Below are 25115 nucleotides of genomic sequence, written 5' to 3' on the forward strand. Positions count from 1 at the left end.
AACGACACTATAGGTCAAGTTTGTTTTGTAAATATAAAAAATAACAGGTGGCTTTAATTTGCATAAAGAGGTAAATAAAAAAGCAGAATTATAAAATCCTGCTTTTCAATAAATATTACACCATTAAGTGACCAGTTCTAATTCATCTTCAACTATTATGAAATCGGGCTGTGAAGGCGTATCTGGTTCCATTGAAATGAATGCTGTTTCCAGAGAAGCAAATTTCGGAGAAACCAAATCCATATCCTTGCTGATCTTCTGACTTGTAATCTTAGCATAAATCTGAGTGGTAGAAATATTCTTATGTCCCATCATCTTACTAAGGCTTTCAAGAGGTACTCCCTCTGTTAAAAACATTGTTGCAAAAGTATGTCGTGCCGTATGGAACGTCACTTTTTGTTCAGTGACAATTTCAGCTTCTTCAATCAGTTTAGCTACATGATTATTACATGTTGCATTGGATGGAACTGGAAATATGAAATCATTTCTTGTAATACCTCTGTATTTTTCAATGATCCGTTTGGGAATTTCCATCAAACGAACATTTGATGCAACATCCGATTTCTTTCTTCGGCTGATAATCCATTGATGACCGTCAAAGAAGGATTGAATGTTGCTCCACTTTAGCTTTTTAACGTCAATGTAAGACAACCCTGTAAAGCAACTAAAAATGAAAATGTCTTTAACCAGTTCATATTTCGGCTTAGAGGGTTTTAAGAATAACAATTTTTCCACAGCCTCCTTCAAAAGATAGCTACGATCAGTTTCCTGCATGCTTATTTCGTAATCCTCAAATGGATTTTGACGTATCAATCCTTTTTTAATAGCTAGGTCAGCTAAAGCTATAACAGGCATTGTATAAACCCATACCGTATTGTGTGTACATTCTTTATCAATGCGAAGGAAAAAATCGAACTCCCTGATAAAATCAGATGTAAGCTCACGAAAAGCCATATCATCCCGATGATACCTAGCTTTTATAAATTCCGTCAGATGATTGAAAACAACTTTGTACTTATAATAAGTGTTTGACGAGCGCTTACCTTTTGCCACCATTTTTTCAAAATCCTCATTTTGTTCTTTGAAAACTTTGAGTACTGCATCATCCATCACACCGACACCTAAAAAAGAGAGCTTAACTTTCTGTGAAGTAGCAAAACCTTCATCTTTAAGCATATCATCATAAATCTTATTGATACGTACACGAATTTTATCCAATTTTTGATTGGTAGTTAGTGCTGTTGTGCTTTTTCCCTGTACGCGTCCGTGTTTTAAATCCCAAGTATTGGGATCAATTTCCAGTTTGGTTCCAAAAGTTTTTGGTGTACCATCAATAGTAATACGTCCCATTACAGGTACATTACCATTTTTTTTGGGTTCATTTTTCTTCAAGTAAAACAATAGCTTGAAAGTGGATCTTTTAACTGTCTCCATAACTCAAAATTTTAATGTTTAAAATTAAATTTTAGCGAGTTACAAGGAAAGATAAAAAAGAGTGCAAAATGCTGAAATATAGCTAATTATACTATCTTGTACAATCCAAAACAGGTAATGATTTAGTAACCTATCTCTGTCTTTTTAAGCCCAAAACCTGATGTACACTACCTTCCAAATTCAGACCGTCAATTTATAAACTACTGCATAGTAACGGTTTTAACCGTTTTTCTTAATTTTACTTTTGTTCAATCTTTTTTATTAAAAAATCTACAGCGGCAGCAATATCCTCTGCATAATTCGCTGAAGTATCATTGATATTTCCTTCGCTGGAACTGCCAACTCCACGGTCATCTAGTCTTAAAGTTCCAATTCCTTTTTTCGCAAAATCATCAGCAATAACAGCAAAAGGCTTATGTCCGAATAGTTCTTCATCTCTATTTTGTTTTCCAGAACCAGTTATTAAAACAACGATAGGGAAGTTTTTTTTGTCTTTTGGGAGGATTAAAGTCCCTGCTAAAATATTTTTATCATTTGGGTTTACAAAACTTACTTCTTCCATAGGATAATCAAATGGAGGTTTTGGAGTTTGTGGACGGTTAAAAACAGAAGTGTTTTTAGTGTCAAATGGGGTTAATATAAGATCAAAACTCAATCCACTTTGCATAAACTTCCCATAGATTTTATTGTCTTTTAAAATTCCTAAATACGTAATGCCTAGGTTTTCTGCATTAATATTAAGTTGTTTACCAATAAAACTTGCTTTTTGTATTGGGATATCTTTTGCTCTTTGCATTGGGCTGTCCATAGTAGCTTTTAGATTGTCTGGACTTCCTGTTAGATTGAAAATTAAGGTTAATTTTTGTCCAGAAAATTCAATTTCCCCTTTCCAGCTACCAATAATATTTTGGGCATTTATAAAAAACACCGTCAATAAAAATGCTAATATTAAAAATTGTTTTTTCATAATTCTGAATTTATAAAAAAGAATGAATGATGAATTTGCTTAAAATCTCGCAAAGGATAAATACACCAACAAAAGCCAAATAATGCCAAGCTTTTTTAGCATTAGTCGCTGTTTTGAATCCCATAAATAAAATTGCAATCGCATATGCAAGAATGGCAAGGCTGATGCAGGAGAAAATAATAAGCATTGTCATTTCGTCGGATGAAAACTGAAGATCTTTGATGCTCATCATTGGTTCATTAATCTTAGCTTCGATGCTTTTCATGCTTGGAAAACTTGTAACAAACGGAATAATATAAATTGGAATTCTGTACAGGAAAGAAGTGTTAAGAATATCAATCATTCTAGTTTTTGGATTGATAAATCGCCCCAGAATAAATAAAAACACACAAGGCAAAATAATATTGACCAAATTAGCTGTAATGGCTTGCGCATAAGTAAGTAAATGATAGGTATGCGCATCAATTAACCCATCAAATATTGTGTGATTGAATTGGGAAATAAATGAGCCAATAACGGCACTAATAATTCCAACAAGAAGAACGGGTTTTGCCGGAAGTTTTGCTAAAGGGTTGAAGAGTATTGTCCAATTCATGGTTTTAAGATTTTAATGAATTTATTTTTTCGATAAGGTCGTCCAATTTGTTGCGCATTGTAGGGTAGGAGATATTGGCTTGTTTCGCCATTTCTTTAATGCTGCCGCTGCTCAAGAAAAATTCTAAGATGAAATTTTGCTCTTCTCTATTAAGTTTTAGATACAAAGGCAAATCAAAATCGCCATTCACAGTGGTTGGACAATTATTACAAGTCATTTGAGAAACCCGTAATGCAGATTCGCAACTGGGACAAAAAATAGGAAGTTTCATTTCCATAGTTTGATTTTTACTTTAACAAAGTTAAAAAATATTTTAATTAAATTAAACCTTTAATTAATAAAGTTTAATTAATATTATAAAAAAAAGCCTTTCGCGATGGAAAGGCTTTGATAAGCTTCTATTGATTTTGTTGCCAGAATTCTTCTTTATAAGTTCTGATGGACAGTTTTGTACACTTCTTAGAAGATAAAACCAACTGGATTGTTTCTATTGGATTTTCATCCGAATAGGAAAACTGAGGATTTTTCTCCTTAGATTCTATTTTTTCAGCATTTTTTAGTGTGCTAATCCAAGTGTAAGAAAAGTCGGGATTGTCTTGCTCGGGTATCAAAATAAGTTTTCCCAAAGCATATTTTACTTCTGTGTAATTTAGGTTTGGTATATCACAAGTCTTTTCATCAATAGGTTCTGGATGTTCATCAAACACTTTGTGATCCGCGACAGCGATGTCAATGTGACGGCTGCATTGCTCAATGCCAGATGTTGTTAAAACCGCTAAAGATAAAACAACATTCGCTTCTCTATTTGCTACAATATCGATTGCGCTCTTTCGTGCGTCACCCTTAATGAAATCCTTATTTTCTTGGATTGCCCATTTGTAGCAATTCGTACATTGTGCATTTTCGGTTTCGATGCGATAGCTGGCTTTCTCATTTGTTTTGATGATACCAGGACCAATGATATTACATTGTGCAAAAGCAAAGAGGCTTAGGTTAATACAAACCAAGCTTAAAGTTTTTTTCATATTGTGTTTTTTATTGTTGTTGTGTTATTCCTAAACTTGTATCACACCTAGATTGAATTTTTCTGTTATTGGTGCATGGTTAGCGGCTTCTATACCCATGCTTATCCATTTTCTGGTGTCTATTGGGTTGATGATTGCGTCTGTCCATAATCTTGCTGCTGCATATTTTGGATCAATTTGTTTGTTGTAGTTAGCAACAATTTTGTCTAAAATCTCTTTGCGTTCTTCTTCTGTAATCTGTTTTCCTTGTTTTTTAAGTGCAGATTCTTGGATCTGGAGAAGAACAGTTCCTGCCTGTTGTCCGCCCATAACAGCTAGCTCTGCCCAAGGCCAAGCAACGATTAATCTAGGATCGTAAGCTTTTCCACACATGGCATAGTTTCCTGCGCCGTAAGAATTTCCTGTGATGACGGTGAATTTCGGAACCACAGAGTTGGAAACGGCGTTCACCATTTTCGCACCATCTTTAATAATCCCGCCATGCTCAGATTTAGAACCTACCATAAAACCCGTAACGTCTTGTAAGAATACCAAAGGAATTTTTCGCTGGTTACAGTTGGCGATAAAACGCGTTGCTTTATCTGCAGAGTCCGAATAAATGACACCTCCAAACTGCATTTCGCCTTTACCGCTTTTTACTAATTTTCTTTGATTGGCGACAATGCCTACACTCCAGCCATCGATTCTTGCGGTACAACAGATAATGCTTTTCCCATAGTCTGGTTTGTATTCTTCGTATTCGGAATTGTCAACAAGGCATTTGATAATATCAAACGTGTCGTATTGCTCAGAACGACCAACAGGCATAATGCCAAAAATGTTGTCTGGGTTTTCTTTTGGTGGAAAGCTTTCGCATCTGTCAAAACCAGCTTTGTCGTAGCTGCCAATAGATTTCATAATCGTTTTGATACGGTCCAAAGCGTCTTTGTCGTCTTTAGCTTTGTAGTCTGTAACGCCAGAAATAGAGCAATGTGTCGTTGCGCCGCCTAGGCTTTCGTTGTCTATGGATTCGCCAATTGCGGCTTTTACAAGATAGCTTCCCGCTAAAAAAATACTTCCTGTACCATCAACAATCATGGCTTCGTCACTCATTATCGGAAGGTAAGCGCCACCTGCAACACAACTTCCCATAATCGCCGAAATCTGTACAATGCCTGCAGAACTCATTTTTGCATTGTTGCGGAAAATCCGCCCGAACATCTCTTTGTCAGGGAAAATCTCGTCTTGCATAGGAAGATATACACCTGCAGAATCTACAAGATAGATAATTGGCAATCTGTTTTCCATAGCGATTTCTTGTGCACGAAGGTTTTTCTTTCCTGTTATCGGGAACCAAGCGCCTGCTTTTACGGTAGCATCGTTGGCAACCACGATACATTGTTTTCCAGACACATAACCTATTACCACGACAACGCCAGCAGAAGGGCATCCGCCGTGTTCTTCATACATATCATAGCCAGCAAAAGCACCTACTTCTATGCTGTCTGTGTTTTTGTCCAAAAGATAGTCGATACGTTCGCGGGCTGTTAATTTGCCTTGGTCGTGTTGCTTTTGTAAAGCCTTGTCACCGCCACCTTTTTTGATTTTATTATAGTGCCTGTTTATTTCTGAAAGTTTCAGCTTGTTTTGGTCTTCTCGTTTATTGAATTCTAAATCCATTATTTATTTTTATTGCTTTAAAAATACTCGTTTTTATAGATACGGACAAAATTTGAAGCTTTAATTAAAATTTATTGCTTATAATTTGGGCTTATATACGTGATTTTTGTGGTTGAGAACATATCCGTTGTGGTTATAGATAGATGTGTTGGCGTAAAAAATACAAGCCTTTGGCTTTGTGAACTCAAAATTTGGGGTTCTGGACCAGAAATTTTGGTTTATGAAGCCTGAATTTAAGCTTACTTACCCAAAAATTAAACGCTATTAAGCGCAAGTTTTCGGTTATTAACCTATAATTTTCATTAATTAACAGCAAGGCTTCTATTTTGAACCTAAATCTAAAGGTCGGCGAGTCCAAGATTTGGGTTGGAGGATTTTTTAAACTTTTAAAAACAACAAGAAATTTAATTAATATCTAGATCGAATTCCTTAAAATTAAAATTATGTGGTTCTGTATTTTTCAAATTGACATTACATGATTGTTGAACGTAGAGCTTATAAAAAAAGTCCCCACTTGTCAACGGAGAAAGTGGGGACTATGCTTTGATTTTAAATTTAAGCTTTTTTCTTACGCATTCTCATGTTGAGGAATTCGACAACGAGAGAGAAGAATATGGCAAAATACAAATAGCCTTTTGGCACTGCGCCAACTTCTTGTCCGCCAAGAATAGCGCCTGATAGGTGCATACTTTCTGTTAAAAGCATAAAACCAATCAAAATTAAAAAGGCCAAACCTAATATCTGGATAGATGGATTTTGATTAACAAAATTACCGACTGGCACCGCGAACAACATCATAACACCAACGGAAATGACAACTGCAGTTATCATAATAGGTAGTGCGCCCTGTACGCCATTGGTCATCCCGACTGCCGTTAAGATGCTATCAACCGAGAATACCAAGTCGATTAAAAGGATTTGGAAAATGATATTTGCGAAAGATTTTGCGCCAGAACCTGTGGCTAATTCTTTTTCATGTTCGCCTTTGTTGTCCACTTTTTCGTGGATTTCTTTGGTGCTTTTATAAATCAGGAATATACCACCGGCAAAAAGTATCAGGGCTTGTCCCGTGAAGTCTGCGCTGAACCAACCCCAATTGATGCTAAAGAGCGATGCTTTCATAGCGATGAGCCAAGTGATCCCAAATAATAAAGCGATACGCATAAACATGGCAAGGAAAAGTCCTATTCTGGTTGCACGCTTGCGTTGGTCTTGTGGTAATTTTCCAGTAACTATTGAGATGAAAATAATGTTGTCTATCCCGAGGATTATCTCGAGAAAAGTTAAGGTGAGTAGTGCGATGAGCGCATCTACTGAGGCGAATATTTGTAGAAATTCCATACTTTTATTTTTGCAAAAATACTTTTATTATTTATAAGTTTGCATTAAGTTTTTACAATACTTTTATATAATGTTAAGTTCGCATCTCGTTAGATTACACCTCATTGTTTTTTTGTGGGGATTCACTGCTATTTTAGGAAAATTAATTCAGATAGATGCTGCGTTATTGGTATTTTATAGGATGCTTTTTACAGCATTTTTTTTATTTATTTATTTAAGATTTATTAAAAAAGAAAGTCTGAAAGTCGATCGCAAAAACTTGCTGAGGTTAATTGGTATTGGTAGCGTAATGGCGGCACATTGGTTTTTCTTTTTCGAGTCGATAAAGGTGTCGAATGTTTCTATAGCCTTGTCGTGTTTGTCCTTATCAACATTGTTTGCCGCTTTTATTGAGCCTATTGTATTTCGTAGAAAAATAGATTGGCTGGAAATATTGATTGGGATTGTTATTGTTGGCTGTATTTTGCTCATTTTCAATGCGGAAATGAAATACAAATTGGGAATTTTCTACGGTATTATTTGTGCTTTGTGTGGAACTGTTTTTTCTGTTTTTAATGGTAAAATGTATGGCAAAGTATCGTCTGGCAATATTATTTTCTATGAGATATTTGGTGGATGGGCGATTATTTCATTGTTTTTTTTGCTAACAGGACAATTATCTTTCCTTAACGAAATAAGTATGCATGATTATGCGTTAGTAATTTTATTGGCGAGTTTGTTTACGGCGTATCCGATGTTTGAAAGTATTAAACTGATGAAGTATATTTCACCATTTACGTTGATATTAACAGTTAATCTTGAACCGGTCTATGGGATTATATTAGCTTTTTTTATCTTTGGCGCGTCAGAACATATGAGTCCGATATTTTATATCGCTTCTGCTGTTATGATTTTATCCATCGTAGTTAATGGTTTGATAAAGTCCAAAAGAAGAAAAAAACTAGCAACAGTCGAAGCCAACAAGACAATAGATTAATGAAGAAACATTTATTTTTTATATGCCTTTTGCTTATTAGTTTGTCGAATGCCCAAATCATTCGTAAGTACTCTAATGAATTTTTAAACATTGGCGCTGGCGCACGTGGTCTTGGTATGGGCGGTGCGGTAATCTCAAATCAAGAAGATGTCTATGCGCCGATGTGGAATCCCGCAGGGCTTAATGGCGTAGAACGCGATTGGCAAGCCTCCGCAATGCATGCCGAGTATTTTGAATCGATTGCCAAATACGATTATGTTGCTTTTGCCAAATCTGTTGAGAATGGTGTTTTTGGGATTTCTTTGGTACGTTTAGGGGTTGATAATATTCTTAACACAACCCAAATGATCGATCCAGAAGGCAATATCGATTATGATAAAATTTCATCTTTTTCGACTGCAGACTACGCCGCGATTTTGTCTTATGCGTTTAATCCATCTGGAAATCACCGATTGAATATCGGGGTTAATGCAAAAGTCGTGTATCGTAATATCGGAAAATTCGCGAGTGGCTATGGATTCGGGTTCGATCTTGGTGCAATTTATAAAACAGATAATGGTTGGAACTATGGTGCAATGTTGCGCGATGCCACGACAACAGTCAATTTCTGGACGATTAACGAAAAAGAATTGTCAACTATTGTCAATGGGGAAGAATTTAACCCAGCGCCAGCCGACAAGTTGGAAATTACAATGCCAAAGCTGAATGTCGGAGCGAGTCGCCTTTTTGAAATCAACCGAGATTTGAAACTTTTGCCAGAAGCTGGACTTAATATTGATTTTGCTAAAACGCCTTCTTTAATATCAACAGATTTTGCAAGTATTACACCTTATGCTGGTGCAGAGCTGGCATTCCAAGATATGGTTTTTGTGAGATTGGGTGTTAATCAGTTCAGTAATATTACAGATATTGAAAGTTTAAAAAGGAAAGTTTCTTTTCAGCCAAGTGCTGGTATAGGTATTAAATATAAAGGCCTTACTTTGGACTATGCGATTACGAATTCCGGAATTGGAGGTTCCAATTTTTATTCAAACTTCTTTTCTCTAAAGCTTGATATGCAAGCTTTCCGAAACTAATTTTTCGAGTTTTCATATTTTATTTTATTCTCAATAGTTTTTGTTGAGAAATATCATGTTTTGTTTGTGTTTGAAAATCAACTACTTGCGTTGTTGTCTGTGTTTTTATTTAGAATTGTTAAAAATAAATTTGTCTAAAAGTTAATAATTCCTAAATTCGCATTGTTATTTTAACTCTTTCTAAATAAGTATAACAATGAATAAGAATATAATTGCATTAGGTTTAATCACAATTTCTGGTTTCGCATTTGGCCAGATGAAATATGAAGCGGTAAGCGATACAGCAAGGATTCAACAGATTGAAGATGTGCTTTTACATAAAACAGGTAATCCAAACAAAGCAAAACCATTATCATCGAAGGCTAATCTTACGATGATGGAAACGCCACAACCTATTGCAATTGTAACCCATGAAGTTATTGAAGAACAACAAGCTAAACAGTTAAGCGATGTCTTACAAAATGTAAATGGCGTTTATATCACATCATCTCGTGGTAATGCACAAGATAGTTTTGGTGGGCGAGGTTTTATTTTAGGAAACGACAATATTTTCAAAAACGGAAGTCGCGTTAACAGTGGTGTTTTTCCAGAGGTTTCTGGATTAGAGCGTGTTGAGGTTCTTAAAGGTGCCAACGCGATGATGTACGGCAATACCGCTGCTGGTGGTGTTATTAATATGATTACTAAAAAACCTCGTTTCCACTTTGGAGGAAGTGCTAGTATGAACGTGGGAAGTTGGAATAGCTACAAGCCAACCGTCGATGTCTATGGACCACTTTCTAAAAATGTTGCTGCGAGAATCAATATGGCGTATGAACATGCTGATAGTTTCAGAGATATTGTTAGTTCGGATAAATTCTATGTTAATCCATCATTTATATTTAATCTTGGAGAGAAATCCCAATTGATTGTTGAAGCGGATTATCTTAAAAATGATTCAACGCCTGATTTCGGAATCGGAAGTATCATTAATACCGATAAGAGTTATAAACTGAATGATATGCTTCCTATAAATGCTTTTTTGGGAACACCTTGGCAGTATCAAAATGTTCAACAAACGTCAACCACTGTTACTTACAAACGCCAGTTAAGCGATAAGTGGACGATAGATGCAATTGCATCTTACCAAAATTATACGAAAGACTATTTCTCAACAGAGCGGGTTTCTTGGGAAACAACGGCTGATAACAGATATAGATATAAAAGAAATCTTTCCAAAACATATAGCGAACAAAACTACGGATCTGTTCAGGTTAACCTAAATGGAGAATTTAATACAGGAAAAATTGGGCACAAAGTTCTAATAGGTGCCGATGGCGACTTTGGACAATCGGATTCGTTTACGTTCTTTAATCCTGCTAATAATAAAGAATACGGAACATCCTATATCTACGGGAATAACGGAAGCCCAACAGACTTGCTGTATCTGGATGATCCATCAACTTGGGTTTCTGGAACCATGCCAGACTCAAAAACTTTTGGCAAAACCAGAACAACATCAAGAAGACTCGGTGTTTATGCACAAGATTTCATTAGCCTTAGCAAAACCTTCAAAGTTATTGCAGGACTTCGTTGGTCGTATGTTGAAAACATGCCGTCTTTAAAAACACAATATGCCGCAGCAGGAAAGGCGTATGGTAAGACAATTGTCAAAAATTCACAAACCTCCGACCAGGCTATTTCTCCTAAACTAGGACTTGTATATATGCCGAATGATAACTTGTCCATTTTTGCAACTTATACCAATTCCTTTTCAAATAATGTTGGGATAGATATTAATAATGAAGGTTTGAAACCTACCAATATCGATCAGTACGAAGTAGGCGCGAAAAAGAATTTTTGGAACAATGCAGTAGCGCTCAACCTTTCTGTTTATCAAATTATTTATCAAAATTATTATCAAAATGCTTTGGATGAAAATGGCAACCAAATTGATCCATCGGGCATGTTAAAAGAATACTCAGGCAAAATGAGAAGCCGCGGTGTAGAACTGGATATTACAGGTAACCCAACAGCCAATCTTTCAATAATAGGAGGTTTCTCCTACAACAACGCTGTCTATCTGGATACGCCCGAAGCAACAGGCTATGTCGAAAAACAAAGATTGGTGAGAACACCAGCTACGACAGCCAATTTGTCGGTGTTTTATAAATTCACAGACCAGCTAAAAGGACTTAAACTGGGTGCAGGAGCCTATTATATCGGTGATCGTCTTGCCGGGTGGAACGATACCAAAAACGGTGGCTCTTCTAGCCTGGATGGCCGTAATGGTGTAAGTCGCATTTTTGAACTGAAAGACTATACGACGGTCTATTTCTCAGCAGGCTACGAGTGGAAGAAATTCATGATTCAGGCCAAAGTTAATAACATTTTTGATGTCGTTAATTATAACGTACACGAGAACTACTCGGTTAATCCAATTGCACCACGTAATTTCTATGTTAGCTTGACGTATAAGCTTTAATATTTACTATATCTACACTATATTTATAAACCTCAAAGTTCTCTTAAAAGCTTTGAGGTTTTATTTTTTTTAAGCCTAAAAATATGTCATTAAATTGTTTTTTAAAATCAAAAATTAGCCCTTCTGTAAAGCCCTGCTAGAGCGGCTTTGCGAGGGTCAAAAAATAGCAAGCTTGTCATGACCCGATGACAAGCTTGCTATTGCCCATTAACAAGCTTGCTTTTGATGGATACCAAGCTTGCTATTTTCGCATCTCAAGCGTTTGTTGTTAAAAAAAGCTGACAGCAGTGATTAATTTATTGAATAAAAAACTTTTTTATATAGCTTAAAAAGTAATACTTTTGGCGCATAAAAGAAGTGCGGCTTGTTGAGAATCCTTCGGGAGGCTAGGAAAGTCCGGACACCACAGAGCAGCATAGCGGATAACATCCGTCACGCGCGAGCGTAGGACAAGTGCAACAGAAAGCAGGTACAGTTCGGCTGTAGTGAAACCAGGTAAACTCTATGCGGTGCAATGCTAAGTATATCGCCAGTTAAGGTCGGCTCGGTCGTTGGCGAGGGGTAAGCAGCTAAAGTTGCAGAGTAATTTGCAAATCAGATAAATAACAAGCACCCTCTTTTGGGAGGGCACAGAATCCGGCTTATAGCGCTTCTTTTATTTTTTTGTTAAGAATTAAATTCTCTTTCCCACTCTTCGGCAGCGTACGTTAGGTTTTGATAAAACTCGGTGCCATATTTTCTTGTCAAAGGTTCTTTAAGGAACTGATAAATTTTAACCTTTAATTCTTTTCCTAGTGTACAAGCGTCGTTACAAATAGGCCACTCGTGGTAGTTAAGTGCTGTGAAGGTTTTGTAATTGGTAACACGTATGGGATAGAGGTGACAGGAGATCGGCTTTTTCCAATCGATAATCCCGTCTTCATAAGCTTTTTCGATGCCGCATTTTGTCCAGCCTTTTTCATCAAAAATAACATAAGCACATTCTGCATTGTTAACCAATGGCGTTACAAGATCGCCTTCGTTATCGATAACATGCGTGCCTTGTTCTTCTATTGCCAAAACGCCTTCTGGTCGTAGATAAGATTTTATCTTCGGGAAAATCTCTTTTAAAATAGGAAGTTCGTCTTCATCAAGCGGTGCGCCAGTGTCACCATCTACACAACATGCACCTTTGCATTTGGAAAGGTTGCATACAAATTCCTCAGAAAAAATATCTTCGGAAATTAATTTATCATCTAACTGAATCATATCTAAATTTGAAATATATAAGGTGCTATTTTAAACAAAAACAGCGACATAATTATGGTCCAAAGTCCAAGTTCTTGCATCCAATATTTAGGAAAAAACCTTAGCATTCGGCTTAAAATAATACTTACAGGAAGACCTAGTACCAATAGCATTTCGTAATAAGTTCCCATGTACAAAATTATGGATATTAAAAATGCGGAGGAAAAAAGCAGCAAAAAAGTATATTTATATTTGCTGGTAGGACTTTTCTCATTGAAATGTCTGAAGTGGTCCAACACCGCATAGATTATCATTAAAATAATAGGCGTTATAAAATAGAGATTCGAAAACTCGTTCACCATTTTGAAATTGGCGCTCAAAGGCCAATATTTATTATCCCAACTTTCGTAATCCATCCAGTACATCACGCTGAAATAGATGATTAGAATCAACAAAGCTCCAAAAAATAAGCGAAACAAATTGGCCAAAGCCTTTCCAGAAGTTACAAAAATATGGATGATGACAAAGAAGATTAAAGGCCAAAAAATGGGTAGAAACAAATAGTTGATGCACAACAAGGCGCCAACCAGAAGATAAGAGCCTTTTCTGAGCTTGTCGCTGGTTGAGGTTAATATTAAAAGTAAAAAAGAGTTGATCAAAAGTGTGATAGCCAGACCAATGCTGAGGTCTCCTGGATAAAAGGCAAACACATAAAAAGTGTAAAGGAATAAAGGTAAATGTGTCTGATAGGTAAGGTCCAGCTTGTTAAATAAAAAATATCCCAACGAAATCCCAGCAAATGTAATAACAGCGGACATGATGTCTAGTCTGCTGATATCCATAGCGTTAAACGCGATAATGATAAGCAGTAGAAAACCGATATAAACGGGAATTGAAAAAATATTGCTTTCTTTAGAAAGTAATCGAAACATTTTTTATAAATTTGTGCAAAGTTAATTTAAAAAAAGAAAAGCAATGACATCTTTCTGGTTGTTCTTAGGTAGTGTTTTCACATGGACTTTCGGGTTCTTTGATTTTGCAGGTAATTTCCTAAACTGGGTACTATTTATCGTAGCATCTGGATTTTTCATTTATTGGTGCTACATTTTGGTAGTTACTTTAGGTGGTGATAAGGATAAAGAGTATCATTCTGAAACAGAAGGCAAATTCCCTTACTACGATCCCAAACTTTACAAAAACGAAGGTTAAATAAATTGATTATATTAAATATAAGCCTACATTATTAATAATGTAGGCTTTGTTTTATCTATTAGGAATATGGTTTTAGTAGCACTATTTTTCTTTTCGACATGGGACAACAACGACAGGGATGTTTGCGTTTTTAGTTAGATCTTTTGTTAATGAACCTACAAAAACATCATAAATCCCACTTCTTCCATGAGAACCCATGACAATATAATCTCCATTTTTTTCTTTGACATAATCCATAATAACTTCCGCTGCATTACCTTGTTTTAGAATATGGGTTGCATCAATATCTTGTGCAATTACATATTGTTCTAGTCGGTTGAGTTCTTTTAATTCGTATTTCAACTCGTTTTCCTCAACCTCGGGGAAGTATTGATAGCCCATGTCGCTTATTACAAATCCAATATCAGTTGGACTTACGTGGATAAGATGGATTTTTGCAGTCACATCTTTAGCAAAAGAAATAGCATAATCTATAAGCTTGTCGGTGCTATCAGAAAAATCGATTGGAAGAATAATATTTTTCATGGTGAAATATTTTTCAAGGTTATAACTATTTGAAATATTTGATGTTAATTGCGAATTAATAATTTAATACTATTAATTTTTAATTAATCATTTTCTCTTTATAAAGATAGTAATTCTTTATTAAATAATTATTGGATACGAAGTGATATAAGTTTTTTGTGTTCTAGAAAACCTTCTAAAATATCGTTTTCTTCAACTTTTCCGACACCTTTTGGTGTTCCTGTAAAGATAAGGTCGCCCACGCGTAATGTGAAATATTGAGAAGCAAATGCAATAATGCTGTCGATATCAAAAATCATATCACTCGTGTTGCCATCTTGGACTTTTTCGCCGTTTTTCGATAAAGAGAATTGAAGCGATTCTAGATCAAAATCCTCTTTATTCAGAAATTCAGACACAACAGCAGAACCATCAAAAGCTTTTGAAAGTTCCCAAGGAAGACCTTTTGCTTTCAGTTGACTTTGGAGATCACGCGCTGTAAAATCGATGCCCAATCCTATTTCATCATAATGTTTGGAAGCATTATTTTTTTGGATATATTTTCCGCCTTTTGAGATTTTAACAACCACTTCCAATTCGTAATGCACATCGTTGCTGAATTCGGGAATATAGAAGTCTGTATCTTTTTTAAGAACCGCTGTGTCGGGTTTTATAAAGATGACAGGATTCTCAGGAACTTCGTTTCCTAGCTCTTTGGCGTGTTCAGAATAGTTGCGGCCTATGCAGATTATTTTCATGATTGGATTTTAAAATTTGCTCATCAATTGGATTTTTGTCCATATCTTTTTCGTGTACAATGGGAAGTCCGCATTTTGCAACCAACCGTAATAGCCATGGTCTTTTTGGAAAACGCTTTTTACCGTTTGTCCTTTGTATTTTCCGAAGTTGAAAGTTTCCTCATTTTTATCATTATAACCGATAAAACCAGCTAAGTCAGCATTTTTTTGATGGAAAGAATATTCGCTGAGACCTTGGATGTCATTTGGAAGATCCTCGTATTTTGCGATTTGAGCATCTAAAACTTCGAAAGTTGCTAAAGTATCCGCCTCGGCAGAATGTGCATTTTCTAAAGTTTTTCCACAATAGAATTGATAAGCTGCGCCAAGATTACGTGGTTCTTTTTTAAAGAAAATCGTTTGTGCATCAACAAATTTGTGCTTGTTAAGGTCAAAATCCATTCCTGCACGAAGTAATTCTTCAGCCAAAACTGGAATATCAAAACGGTTAGAGTTGAAACCACCCAAATCCGAATCTTTTATCATTTCTAAAATTTTTGGAGCGATATCTTTGAAGCTAGGCGCATTCATCACATCTTTGTCATAGATGCCGTGTACCAAGCTTGAAGCTTCCGGAATTGGCATTCCAGGATTTACCAACCACGTTTTGGTTTCTTTAGAAGCGTCTGGATTAACTTTTAGAATAGACATTTCAACAATTCTGTCGGTAGAAACATTGGTTCCTGTTGTTTCTAAATCGAAAACGCAAAGGGGTTTATATAATTTGAGATTCATTCTTTTTTAGTTATGAATTATGAATTAATTTTTTTAGACTTTAGATCTATTTAAGTTGTTTTTGAAATACTAACGAAATGAGAATATAATAAATCACCAAAAACGGAATAGCATTGACGCCTAATGCAATTAACAAGATGATTCCGCCAATTAATAAAGCCAATTTTGGATGGTTGTCTTCCAATTTCATCGACTTGAATTTCATTGAAATCATTTTAATAGGACTTACCAAAAGCCAGCTACAAATGATGGTTAAAACGATTAATATCTCTGCATTTAGAATATTATTTAATTCTAAAAAGGATGCTGTGTTGCTTGCGATTTGATTTTGATTTAAAAAGTATAAACCAAATAAAAATACAGTATTAGTCGGCGTATTAAGACCTTTGAAATAATAGGTTTGCTCTTCGTCCAGATTGAAAATAGCCAATCGTAAACACGAAAATAAAGTCACAAAAAATCCTAGATATTTGATCTCAAAAGGAAAATCGATTCCGAAAGCTGTGTGACCGTAGACTTCCAAAAATTTGTAAAGGACAACACCCGGGAAAAATCCGAAACTCACCATGTCCGCTAACGAGTCCAGTTGTACGCCAAGATTGCTGTTGGATTTTAACGCACGCGCTACAAATCCATCGAAAAAATCAAGCACCAAAGACAGGATTAGACAAAAGCCTGCTGTTTTGTAATCGTTGTTTAATAAATGGATGACACCTACGCAACCAGAAAATAAATTGGCAAGCGTAAAAGCGTTGGCTAGGTTGTTTTTAATGAAATTCATGCGACAAAAATACAAAATATTGAGTTCGGCCATCTAAGAATTCTGTAAAGAAAATAGATGATTCTGTTTCTAAAATACTAAAATCTGTATTTTTGCAAGATGAAAGATGTTAGATGGCAGGAATTTTTGGTCCTGATATATCGCCTTGCGTTAGTGTTTTTTTTCTATCAAATCGCAAGATTTTTGTTTTGGATTTTTAATAAAGATTTGTTGCCGATAGATAGTATTGGCGATTATTTTAGCATTTCATATTACGGTACGGCATTCGATACAACAGCGATTTTCTATGTCAATTCGGTGTTTGTCTTGCTGAGTTTGGTTCCTATTGTTGTCAATACAAAAGCTGGATATCAAAAATTTTTGTGTTGGTGGTATTTTATCACAAACGGAATTGCATATTCTTTCAACTTTGGTGATTTTGTTTATTTTAAATTCAGTCAATCACGTTTAACATCGTCGGTTTTGTCTGTTGTAGAACACGAGTCAAATCTTTGGAAAGTTTTTTTCAATGGGATTTTGCAAAGTCCGCTTGTGCCGATAAGTTTTATAGTTTGTATGGTGCTTTGGGTGTTTTTGTATAAACGTGTTAAAGTCAATTATCGAAAGCCTCAGAATTTAGTTGTTTATTTTGTGTCAAGCATTTTGATGTTGTGTGTAACGGCGACTTTGGTTGTTGGTGGTATTCGCGGCGATTTTAAACACAGTACAAGACCCATTAATCTGGTTGATGCTAACAAACATGTCAAAAATCCAACTTTAGCAAATGTTGTTCTCAATAGTGTTTTTTCGTTTTTTAGAACTATAAATACCAATAGTTTTAAGCTCGTACATTTTGTTGATGAAGCGTTTATTACTGAGGAGATTCAGCCATATAAACATTATGAACGCGAAGTTGAGGAAAAGCCGAATATTGTTATTTTTATTGTAGAAAGTTTTGGAAAAGAATATTCTGGCGCTTTTAATAAAGAATCAAATATTAAAAATTATGTGTCTTACACGCCGTTTGTGGATAGTTTGGCGCAGCATAGTTTAATTTTCACTAATGCTTTTGCTAATGGTCGTCAATCCATTCATGGGATGAGTTCTATTTTGGCAGGTATTCCTAGTTTGACGGACGCTTTTACGTCTTCGCCTTATTCCAATCAAAAAATTCAATCTATCGTTTCTGTAGCGAATGATATGGGGTATGACACGAGTTTTTATCATGGTGCGCCCAATGGCAGTATGGGATTCCAAGGTTTTGGAAATATTCTTGGTTTCAAACATTATTTTGGGAAAGACGAGTATAATAATGATGAGGATTTTGATGGGATTTGGGCTATTTGGGACGAGCCTTTCTTCCAGTATTTCGCAAATAATATTGGGAAAACGCAACCATTTATGTCAACGATTTTCACAGCATCTTCTCATGATCCATTCAAGATTCCGGAACAATATAATGGGAAGTTTAAAAAAGGACCTTTGGCAATTCATGAGCCGATGCAATATACCGATATGGCTTTGAAGAGATTTTTTGAAACGGCTTCTAAAAAACCTTGGTTCCAAAACACAATTTTTGTGATAACCGCGGACCATACCAATATGATACATTATGATGAATATCAAAAAGCAATGAACCGTTTTGCAATTCCGATGTTGTTTTATTCCCCAAATCCGAAATATAAACTAGAAGGTGTTGACAAGCGTTTTGTACAACAAATTGATATTTACCCAACTTTAGCAGATTTGATGGGGTATAAAAAATCAATACGAAGTTGGGGAAGAAGTTTGGTGTCCGATAAAGAAGAGCCAAATATTATTGTGAACTCTAATTCGATACAAGAACAAATGATTATCGGCGATTACATTTATGCTTTCGATGGCAAAGATGTAATTGGTATTTATCAAAAAGAAGATTTGGGATTAACAAAAAATCTGATTAATCAGCCAAGGTCTAAACAGCAAGAGTTTGATCTGTTAAAGGTAAAAGCTTGGTATCAAGATTATATGGATCGTGTTATCAATCGAAAATTGTATTAGTAGCATATCATTTTTAGATTCTATAATTAAAAAAAGCTTGTAGGTATAGAATATTTATTTATTTTTATCCAAAGTTAATTTAACTTTAACAAGATCCCTTTATCATAACATTGTTATAAAATTTAAAATTATGAAAAAAATCATGCTTGCTTTCGCAACAATATTCATTAGCGCAATGTCTTTTGCGCAAATCGAAGGAAAATGGAAAACGATTGATGACGAAACAGGAAAGGCAAAATCCTATGTTGAGATTTTTAAAAAATCCGATGGAAAGTATTACGGAAAAGTTGTACAGTTGCTGATAAAACCTGCAGATCCTAATTGTACAGGTTGTAAAGATGACAGAAAAGGAAAACCAATTTTAGGTATGGAAGTTGTCCGCGGTTTATCAAAAGATGGAAGCGAGTTCACAGGAGGAACAATTACAGATCCTAAAAATGGAAAAACCTATAAGTGCACGATTACAAGAGATGGCGATAAGCTTAATGTAAGAGGTTATATGGGGATTTCTTTATTAGGAAGAACTCAAACTTGGCAAAAAGCAGATTAATATTGCGTTTTATAGAAATTTAGCAAGCTCTTTTTGGGCTTGCTTTTTTATGTTAGGTGAATAATAAAAAAAAATCTATATTTTTGTAGTCTAAATTTTTCAATACATGAAAGAATATACTTTTCGTGAAGTCATTGCTCAAGCTATGAGCGAAGAAATGCGCAAGGACGAATCCATATATTTAGTAGGAGAGGAAGTAGCCGAATACAACGGAGCTTACAAGGCTTCAAAAGGTATGCTGGACGAGTTTGGTCCAAAAAGAGTTATCGATGCGCCAATTGCGGAACTTGGTTTTACTGGTATTGCAGTAGGTTCTGCGATGAATGGTAATAGACCAATTGTGGAATATATGACCTTCAACTTCTCTATGGTTGCGATTGACCAAATTATCAATAACGCTGCTAAAATGTACCAAATGAGTGGTGGACAATGGAATATCCCAATTGTTTTCCGTGGGCCCACTGCTTCTGCAGGACAATTAGGAGCAACGCACTCTCAGGCTTTTGAAAGTTGGTATGCCAACTGTCCAGGTCTTAAAGTTGTGGTGCCATCTAATCCCTACGATGCAAAAGGACTTTTGAAAACAGCAATCCAGGATAACGATCCCGTTATTTTTATGGAGTCAGAACAGATGTATGGTGACAAAATGGAAATTCCAGAAGAAGAATACTACATCCCAATTGGAAAAGCAGATGTCAAAAAAGAAGGTAAGGATGTAACTTTGGTGTCTTTCGGAAAAATTATGAAGTTGGCGATGCAAGCTGCTGCAGATTTAGAGAAAGATGGAGTTTCTGTAGAAGTTATCGACCTTAGAACAGTAAGACCTTTGGATTATGATACTATTTTAGAATCTGTGAAAAAGACGAACAGATTGGTGATTTTGGAAGAAGCTTGGCCATTTGCGTCCGTAGCATCAGAAATTACCTATATGGTTCAGCAGAAAGCCTTCGATTATTTGGATGCGCCGATTAAGAGAATTACCACGCCAGATGCTCCAGCACCATATTCTGCAGCTTTGTTTGCGGAGTGGTTTCCAAAACTTGAAAAAGTTAAAGAAGAAATAAAAAAAGCGATGTACATCAAAGCATAAAGTCAATAAAAACTCTTGAGAAATCAGGAGTTTTTTTATGGCGTGTCCCTTTGTTATCCTTAGCAAAGCCTTTGGCTTCCTAAGCAGTTAACATGCGGGTCGCTACGTTCGCTACAATCTTTTGGGGTGACGCTCGGACGGCTCCGCTACGCTCCGCCGCCTCGCGCCACCCCCCAAAGGATTTTCGCTAGCATCGCTCACGCAATTTGCAGATAATTATAGAAAATACTCAAAAAAATAAAATAAAATTTGTAAAGTCAAAAAATATTAATACTTTTGCAACTCAAAATGAGATGTAAAATATGTTAATAATTCCAGTAAAAGACGGAGAGTCTATCGACAGAGCTTTAAAGAAGTACAAAAGAAAATTTGATAAAACAGGTGTTGTTCGTAAACTAAGAGCAAGACAACAATTTATTAAACCTTCTGTATTGAACAGACAAGCACTACAAAAAGCAGCTCACAAACAAAGAGAACAAAGCAAAGAAGAACAAGCTTAAAACTTCTTTAGCTACGCATATTAATCACTCTCAAATTCGTATATTTGAGAGTGATTTTTGTATTTATACCCATCACATATTCTCATGTTAGAAAAATTTATCGACTACATTTGTGTCGAAAAACGATATTCGCCTCATACCATAACTTCTTATCAAAAAGATTTAGAGGATTTTTTCAATTTTGTTTTAGAAACAGAAGCAACAACAGAGTTGCAGCATGTTGACAAAAAAGTTATCCGAAATTTTATTGTCCGGCTTAGTGAAGTGCAACTCAGCAAACGAAGCATTAATAGGAAATTGTCATCATTGCGAAGTTTTTATCTCTATTTATTAAGAATCGGTGAGATCGATATTTCACCTATGGAAAGTATCTCATCCTTGAAGTTTTATGCAGAAAAACAAAGCCCTTTTTCTCTGGAGGAAATGCAAACTTTAAAAACAGAAATAGAAGATAAAACAACAATTCCCCTTTTAGACAAGTTAATTATAGAAACGTTGTACCAAACAGGAATGCGGAAGGCAGAATTGTGTAATCTTTTATTTTTAAATGTAGATCTTACGGCTTTAGCGTTTAAAGTAACGGGTAAAGGGAATAAGCAACGCATAATCCCTATTTCTGAAGAATTAAAAAAAGAGCTTTTAAATTATCTACAAATTCGTCGACCAAATGCCGAACATCAGGATTATTTTTTTGTTAATAAAAAGGGCAAAAAACTCGGAGAAAGATTTGTTTATTCAGTCGTAAATAAGTACCTTAGTCTTGTTACTACAAAGGAGAAAAGAAGTCCTCATATTTTGCGACATAGCTTTGCTACACATGTTCTTAATAACGGGGCAGAGATTTCGAAAGTAAAAAAACTCTTGGGACACTCAAGTTTAGCATCGACACAAGTCTATACTAATGCTAATATTGAACAGCTGAAGAAGGTCTTTAATAATGCGCACCCAAGAGCGCTCAAAAAACAGGGAGAAAGTGATACACCCTCACATCCATAATATTAATTTTTAAAACAAATGTTGTTATGAAAATCACAGTTCAAGCAATGGGGTTGACACCTCACGAACCATTAGAAGAAAGAATTGAGAAAAAATTAAACAAACTAGATACGTTTTATGACAAGATTGTCGAGTGTCAAGTGTTCTTAAAAGTTGAAAATACCTCCGACAAAGAAAACAAAACAACAGAACTTATTGTAAAAGTTCCAGGAGATGATATCGTTGTTAAGAAGACTTGCGCTAGTTTTGAAGAGAGTCTAGACCTGTGTGCAGAAACAGCTAAGAAATTGTTAATCAAGAAAAAAGAATTAGCTTAGAAAAAAAGTTTGAAAAAACTTAAGAAAAAATTTGGGGATTTCAAGAAATCTATGTTATATTTGCACTCGCAAAACAGAACATAAGATCTTTTGGAATCCTCAGTTTTATTAGCTTTTAGAACGATTTCTAAAAAATAATAAATAAAAAAACTTTAAAAATTTTTTGGAAATAAGAAAATAAGTTTTTATATTTGCAACCGCTTAACCAAAGCAAGATAAGAGTTCTTAAAAATAAAATGCCTCCATAGCTCAGTTGGCCAGAGCACGTGATTTGTAATCTCGGGGTCGTGGGTTCGAATCCCTCTGGAGGCTCTAATAAAAATAACGCGGGGAGATTCCAGAGCGGTCAAATGGGACTGACTGTAACTCAGTTGCTTCGGCTTCGCAGGTTCGAATCCTGCTCTCCCCACATTTTTATTAAGTTTGCAAATTAAAAATTTTATTTTAAATTTGCAGCGTTACCAACATTTTTGGAAACAAAATTGCGGAAGTAGCTCAGTTGGTAGAGCGTCAGCCTTCCAAGCTGAATGTCGCGGGTTCGACCCCCGTCTTCCGCTCCATAATCACAAACCTTTCAGGAATGTGATTTTTTTTTACCCAATCGCCGATATAGCTCAGGGGTAGAGCGCTTCCTTGGTAAGGAAGAGGTCTCGGGTTCAATTCCCGATATTGGCTCTCAAAATCCTAAATTTTTATTTAGGATTTTTTTTATGCGCTTATTTTTGTTAATTTGAAGAAAATTTTTTGGATGAAAGTATTGATATTAGAAGACGATTTGGTTTTATCAGAAGAACTTTGCAAATTTTTGACGTCGCATAATTTTGTCTGTGACAAAGTCTATGATGGCGAATCTTTTTTAGCGGAAGCTCAAAATGAAAACTACGACTTGTATTTGCTTGATATTAATGTTCCCAAAATTAATGGTCTTGAAGTTTGTGAGATAATTCGTAAAGCCGATATAAAAACGCCAATAATTATTTTGTCCGCTTATGGTGATCTTTCTGATAAGAAGGAAGCTTATGCTAGGTTAGCAGACGATTATTTGGTGAAACCCTTTCAGTTTGAGGAATTGTTGATGAGGATCAATTCTTTGTTGAGACGACAGATTGCCACTGTTACCCCTGCGGAAGAAATTATTACAATAGGTGATCTTAAAATTAATAAGACGGATCATAAAGTTTTCCGTGGAGATCAGGAAATTATTTTAACGGTGAAAGAATTCCAATTGTTGGTTTTTCTTGCAGAAGCGCAAGGTCGTACAGTGTCGAAACAGCAAATTACGGAAGAGGTGTGGGAGCATAATTTTAGTACCAATACCAATACTGTAGAAGTGTATATTAATTTCCTACGCAAGAAGATTGATAAGGCTTTTCCTGTGAAGCTTATCCATACCAGATCTGGATTTGGGTATTACCTTAGCTTGGTGCAATAGATGACGTTAAAAAGGAAAATAGCGTTTAATCTAAGTTTTGCCTTTTCAATATTATTTGGATTGGTAATGGTGATTATTTATATTCTTTTTAATGGTTTTAGAAAAGACGAGTTCAAAGATAGATTCAGAAAAAGATTAGATTTCACAGTAACTTTTATTGAAAAATCAAAAAATTTTGAAGAAGAAGCCCCTTTGTTTTTTGATGAAAATTCTGATAATGTCCTGCTCAATGAGAAAATTTTGATTTTTGATGCTAATAAAAAATTGATTTATAGTACAATTAAAGATCAAAATGTCGAATGGAACGAATCGCTTCTCGATGATTTGGATCAAAAAAAAGTGGTATATGACGAATCATCTCATCCTGAAATTTATGCGGTGCTTAGCAACATCAATAGCAAAAATTATTATATTGTAACAACTGCAATTGACGTTAACGGAAATTCTAAATTACAGTTTTTAAAATACCTCCTTATTTTCTCGTATTGCTTGAGTTGTCTTTTGCTTTGGTTATTCTGCTATTATATTGTTGGACGACTTCTGCGCCCTTTGGAGGATCTTAATGAGCAAGTTTCTGATATAACAGCACACAAATTAACAACGCAAATTCCAGAGCAAAATTCTAAAGACGAAATCGGTGTTTTGACAAAATCTTTTAACACCATGATTGCACGACTTAATGATGTTTTCCAGTCTCAAAAAGATTTTACAGCAAGTGCCTCACACGAGATTCGCACACCATTGACGAGAATGTCTTTTCAGTTAGAAAATCTATTGCGACAGGACATACAAGATCAAGAGGTAACGCAATCTCTGAAGCAGATGCAAAAAGATGTACACCAATTGTCCGATTTGACAAAATCGCTTTTGTTATTAACCAGGTTTGATAAAAAAAATATCAGTTCAATTTATGAATTGATAAGAGTTGATGAAGTTATATTCGAATCTTTCGAAAAAGTAGAAAAGAATTTTCCTGAACTTCAAATGGATTTTCAAATTTCTAATACAATTTCCGAATTAGATATTCTGGAAATTAGAGGGGTTAAGTCTTTGTTAGAAATTGTTTTCATTAATCTTTTAAAAAATGCAGCCATTTATTCCATAAATCACAAAGTTGAACTTCTTATTTTAGAAATAGAGGGCAGATTGGTGGTTGATGTTTGTTCTAAAGGAAAAACGCTCAGCAAAGACGAACAACAAAGACTTTATGAGGCTTTTATGCGTGGTGATAATTCTCAAAATACCATTGGCTCTGGACTCGGACTGCGTATTACCAAACGAATTTTGGAATACCATAATGCGGATATTGTCTATAAAGTAAAATCGCACAATGAAAACTTATTCAGATTGATGTTTTAAGTGGCTGTAATATAGTTGTTTGCCTTTGTCTGCTTTCTGTTTTTAATCTTATTTTAATT

The 25115-nt window shown here is 35.3% G+C and carries 25 protein-coding genes, 4 tRNA genes and 1 other RNA gene; 17 read left to right on the plus strand and 13 right to left on the minus strand.

Annotated elements, in window-relative coordinates; translation table 11 throughout:
* Positions 1-123: 123 nt before the first annotated feature.
* From ACVFVN_RS08825 to ACVFVN_RS08855, 7 genes are all read right to left on the minus strand, one after another.
* Positions 124-1434, minus strand: a complete 1311-nt coding sequence (locus ACVFVN_RS08825; RefSeq protein WP_058699729.1) for a site-specific integrase — start codon at positions 1432-1434, stop codon at positions 124-126.
* Positions 1435-1672: 238 nt separating this feature from the next.
* Positions 1673-2401: an alpha/beta hydrolase family protein gene (locus tag ACVFVN_RS08830; RefSeq protein WP_456234974.1), complete on the minus strand. Its 729-nt coding sequence runs from the start codon at positions 2399-2401 to the stop codon at positions 1673-1675.
* Between the two features lie 10 nt (positions 2402-2411).
* Complete coding sequence (locus tag ACVFVN_RS08835) at positions 2412-2996, minus strand: hypothetical protein (protein WP_456234975.1); 585 nt, start codon at positions 2994-2996, stop codon at positions 2412-2414.
* A gap of 4 nt (positions 2997-3000) precedes the next feature.
* Entirely contained in the window at positions 3001-3273 is a 273-nt protein-coding gene (locus tag ACVFVN_RS08840) for a DUF2089 family protein (protein WP_456234976.1), read from the minus strand.
* 121 nt (positions 3274-3394) lie between these two features.
* Positions 3395-4021 carry a hypothetical protein gene (locus tag ACVFVN_RS08845; RefSeq protein WP_456234977.1) on the minus strand — a complete coding sequence of 209 codons (627 nt, stop codon included), beginning with the start codon at positions 4019-4021 and terminating at the stop codon, positions 3395-3397.
* 30 nt (positions 4022-4051) lie between these two features.
* On the minus strand, positions 4052-5680 hold the full coding sequence (locus ACVFVN_RS08850) for an acyl-CoA carboxylase subunit beta (RefSeq protein WP_165133660.1): 1629 nt from the start codon (positions 5678-5680) through the stop codon (positions 4052-4054).
* A gap of 555 nt (positions 5681-6235) precedes the next feature.
* The gene (locus ACVFVN_RS08855) at positions 6236-7021 is read right to left on the minus strand and encodes a TerC family protein (protein WP_456234978.1); all 786 of its coding nucleotides are present in this window, start codon (positions 7019-7021) and stop codon (positions 6236-6238) included.
* A gap of 70 nt (positions 7022-7091) precedes the next feature.
* Here ACVFVN_RS08855 and ACVFVN_RS08860 point away from each other — a divergent pair, with 70 nt between their 5' ends.
* From ACVFVN_RS08860 to rnpB, 4 genes are all read left to right on the plus strand, one after another.
* Positions 7092-7997: a DMT family transporter gene (locus ACVFVN_RS08860; RefSeq protein WP_165133654.1), complete on the plus strand. Its 906-nt coding sequence runs from the start codon at positions 7092-7094 to the stop codon at positions 7995-7997.
* The gene (locus ACVFVN_RS08865) at positions 7997-9073 is read left to right on the plus strand and encodes a putative type IX sorting system protein PorV2 (RefSeq protein ID WP_456234979.1); all 1077 of its coding nucleotides are present in this window, start codon (positions 7997-7999) and stop codon (positions 9071-9073) included. The genes ACVFVN_RS08860 and ACVFVN_RS08865 overlap by 1 nt, the downstream gene beginning before the upstream one ends.
* 196 nt (positions 9074-9269) lie before the next feature.
* Positions 9270-11537, plus strand: a complete 2268-nt coding sequence (locus ACVFVN_RS08870; RefSeq protein ID WP_456234980.1) for a TonB-dependent siderophore receptor — start codon at positions 9270-9272, stop codon at positions 11535-11537.
* A gap of 351 nt (positions 11538-11888) precedes the next feature.
* Positions 11889-12197: RNase P RNA component class A (rnpB, locus tag ACVFVN_RS08875), an RNA gene on the plus strand.
* Positions 12198-12203: 6 nt separating this feature from the next.
* On the opposite strand, the gene ACVFVN_RS08880 is transcribed toward rnpB, so the two are convergent.
* Together ACVFVN_RS08880 and ACVFVN_RS08885 are read right to left on the minus strand one after the other, a co-directional pair.
* On the minus strand, positions 12204-12785 hold the full coding sequence (locus tag ACVFVN_RS08880; RefSeq protein WP_456234981.1) for a DUF3109 family protein: 582 nt from the start codon (positions 12783-12785) through the stop codon (positions 12204-12206).
* A 2-nt stretch (positions 12786-12787) separates the two neighbouring features.
* On the minus strand, positions 12788-13696 hold the full coding sequence (locus ACVFVN_RS08885; RefSeq protein ID WP_456234982.1) for a DUF6427 family protein: 909 nt from the start codon (positions 13694-13696) through the stop codon (positions 12788-12790).
* A 43-nt stretch (positions 13697-13739) separates the two neighbouring features.
* On the opposite strand from ACVFVN_RS08885, the gene ACVFVN_RS08890 reads away from it, so the two are divergent.
* On the plus strand, positions 13740-13973 hold the full coding sequence (locus ACVFVN_RS08890; protein ID WP_456234983.1) for a hypothetical protein: 234 nt from the start codon (positions 13740-13742) through the stop codon (positions 13971-13973).
* An 84-nt stretch (positions 13974-14057) separates the two neighbouring features.
* Here ACVFVN_RS08890 and ACVFVN_RS08895 read toward each other — a convergent pair whose 3' ends face one another.
* The 4 genes from ACVFVN_RS08895 to ACVFVN_RS08910 all read right to left on the minus strand — a co-directional run bounded on the left by ACVFVN_RS08895 (position 14058) and on the right by ACVFVN_RS08910 (position 16793).
* On the minus strand, positions 14058-14501 hold the full coding sequence (locus ACVFVN_RS08895; protein ID WP_165133637.1) for a universal stress protein: 444 nt from the start codon (positions 14499-14501) through the stop codon (positions 14058-14060).
* Positions 14502-14629: 128 nt separating this feature from the next.
* Positions 14630-15238 (minus strand): fumarylacetoacetate hydrolase family protein, encoded by a 609-nt coding sequence (locus ACVFVN_RS08900; RefSeq protein ID WP_456234984.1) that lies wholly within the window; start codon positions 15236-15238, stop codon positions 14630-14632.
* 9 nt (positions 15239-15247) lie between these two features.
* On the minus strand, positions 15248-16012 hold the full coding sequence (locus ACVFVN_RS08905; RefSeq protein WP_165133631.1) for a 3'-5' exonuclease: 765 nt from the start codon (positions 16010-16012) through the stop codon (positions 15248-15250).
* A gap of 46 nt (positions 16013-16058) precedes the next feature.
* Complete coding sequence (locus tag ACVFVN_RS08910; RefSeq protein ID WP_409508546.1) at positions 16059-16793, minus strand: CDP-alcohol phosphatidyltransferase family protein; 735 nt, start codon at positions 16791-16793, stop codon at positions 16059-16061.
* A 99-nt stretch (positions 16794-16892) separates the two neighbouring features.
* On the opposite strand from ACVFVN_RS08910, the gene ACVFVN_RS08915 reads away from it, so the two are divergent.
* From ACVFVN_RS08915 to ACVFVN_RS08970, 12 genes are all read left to right on the plus strand, one after another.
* Complete coding sequence (locus tag ACVFVN_RS08915; protein WP_456234985.1) at positions 16893-18812, plus strand: LTA synthase family protein; 1920 nt, start codon at positions 16893-16895, stop codon at positions 18810-18812.
* 130 nt (positions 18813-18942) lie between these two features.
* A complete protein-coding gene (locus ACVFVN_RS08920) occupies positions 18943-19362 on the plus strand; it encodes a DUF2147 domain-containing protein (protein ID WP_165133622.1) in 420 nt (139 codons plus the stop codon).
* A 106-nt stretch (positions 19363-19468) separates the two neighbouring features.
* Positions 19469-20452, plus strand: coding sequence for a pyruvate dehydrogenase complex E1 component subunit beta (locus tag ACVFVN_RS08925; protein ID WP_456234986.1), 984 nt, complete (start codon positions 19469-19471; stop codon positions 20450-20452).
* Positions 20453-20754: 302 nt separating this feature from the next.
* On the plus strand, positions 20755-20952 hold the full coding sequence (gene rpsU, locus ACVFVN_RS08930; protein WP_165133616.1) for a 30S ribosomal protein S21: 198 nt from the start codon (positions 20755-20757) through the stop codon (positions 20950-20952).
* Between the two features lie 84 nt (positions 20953-21036).
* Complete coding sequence (locus tag ACVFVN_RS08935; protein WP_456234987.1) at positions 21037-21948, plus strand: tyrosine-type recombinase/integrase; 912 nt, start codon at positions 21037-21039, stop codon at positions 21946-21948.
* 26 nt (positions 21949-21974) lie between these two features.
* Entirely contained in the window at positions 21975-22265 is a 291-nt protein-coding gene (locus ACVFVN_RS08940) for an HPF/RaiA family ribosome-associated protein (protein WP_165133610.1), read from the plus strand.
* Positions 22266-22503: 238 nt separating this feature from the next.
* Positions 22504-22577 (plus strand) — tRNA-Thr (locus tag ACVFVN_RS08945).
* A 16-nt stretch (positions 22578-22593) separates the two neighbouring features.
* Positions 22594-22674: transfer RNA gene (locus tag ACVFVN_RS08950), tRNA-Tyr, on the plus strand.
* Positions 22675-22749: 75 nt separating this feature from the next.
* Positions 22750-22825: transfer RNA gene (locus ACVFVN_RS08955), tRNA-Gly, on the plus strand.
* Between the two features lie 43 nt (positions 22826-22868).
* Positions 22869-22940, plus strand: a tRNA-Thr gene (locus ACVFVN_RS08960).
* Positions 22941-23013: 73 nt separating this feature from the next.
* Positions 23014-23697, plus strand: coding sequence for a response regulator transcription factor (locus ACVFVN_RS08965; protein WP_165133607.1), 684 nt, complete (start codon positions 23014-23016; stop codon positions 23695-23697).
* Positions 23698-25056: a histidine kinase dimerization/phospho-acceptor domain-containing protein gene (locus tag ACVFVN_RS08970; RefSeq protein ID WP_456234988.1), complete on the plus strand. Its 1359-nt coding sequence runs from the start codon at positions 23698-23700 to the stop codon at positions 25054-25056.
* Positions 25057-25115: the final 59 nt, after the last annotated feature.

It is taken from the genome of Soonwooa purpurea, from assembly GCF_053891095.1.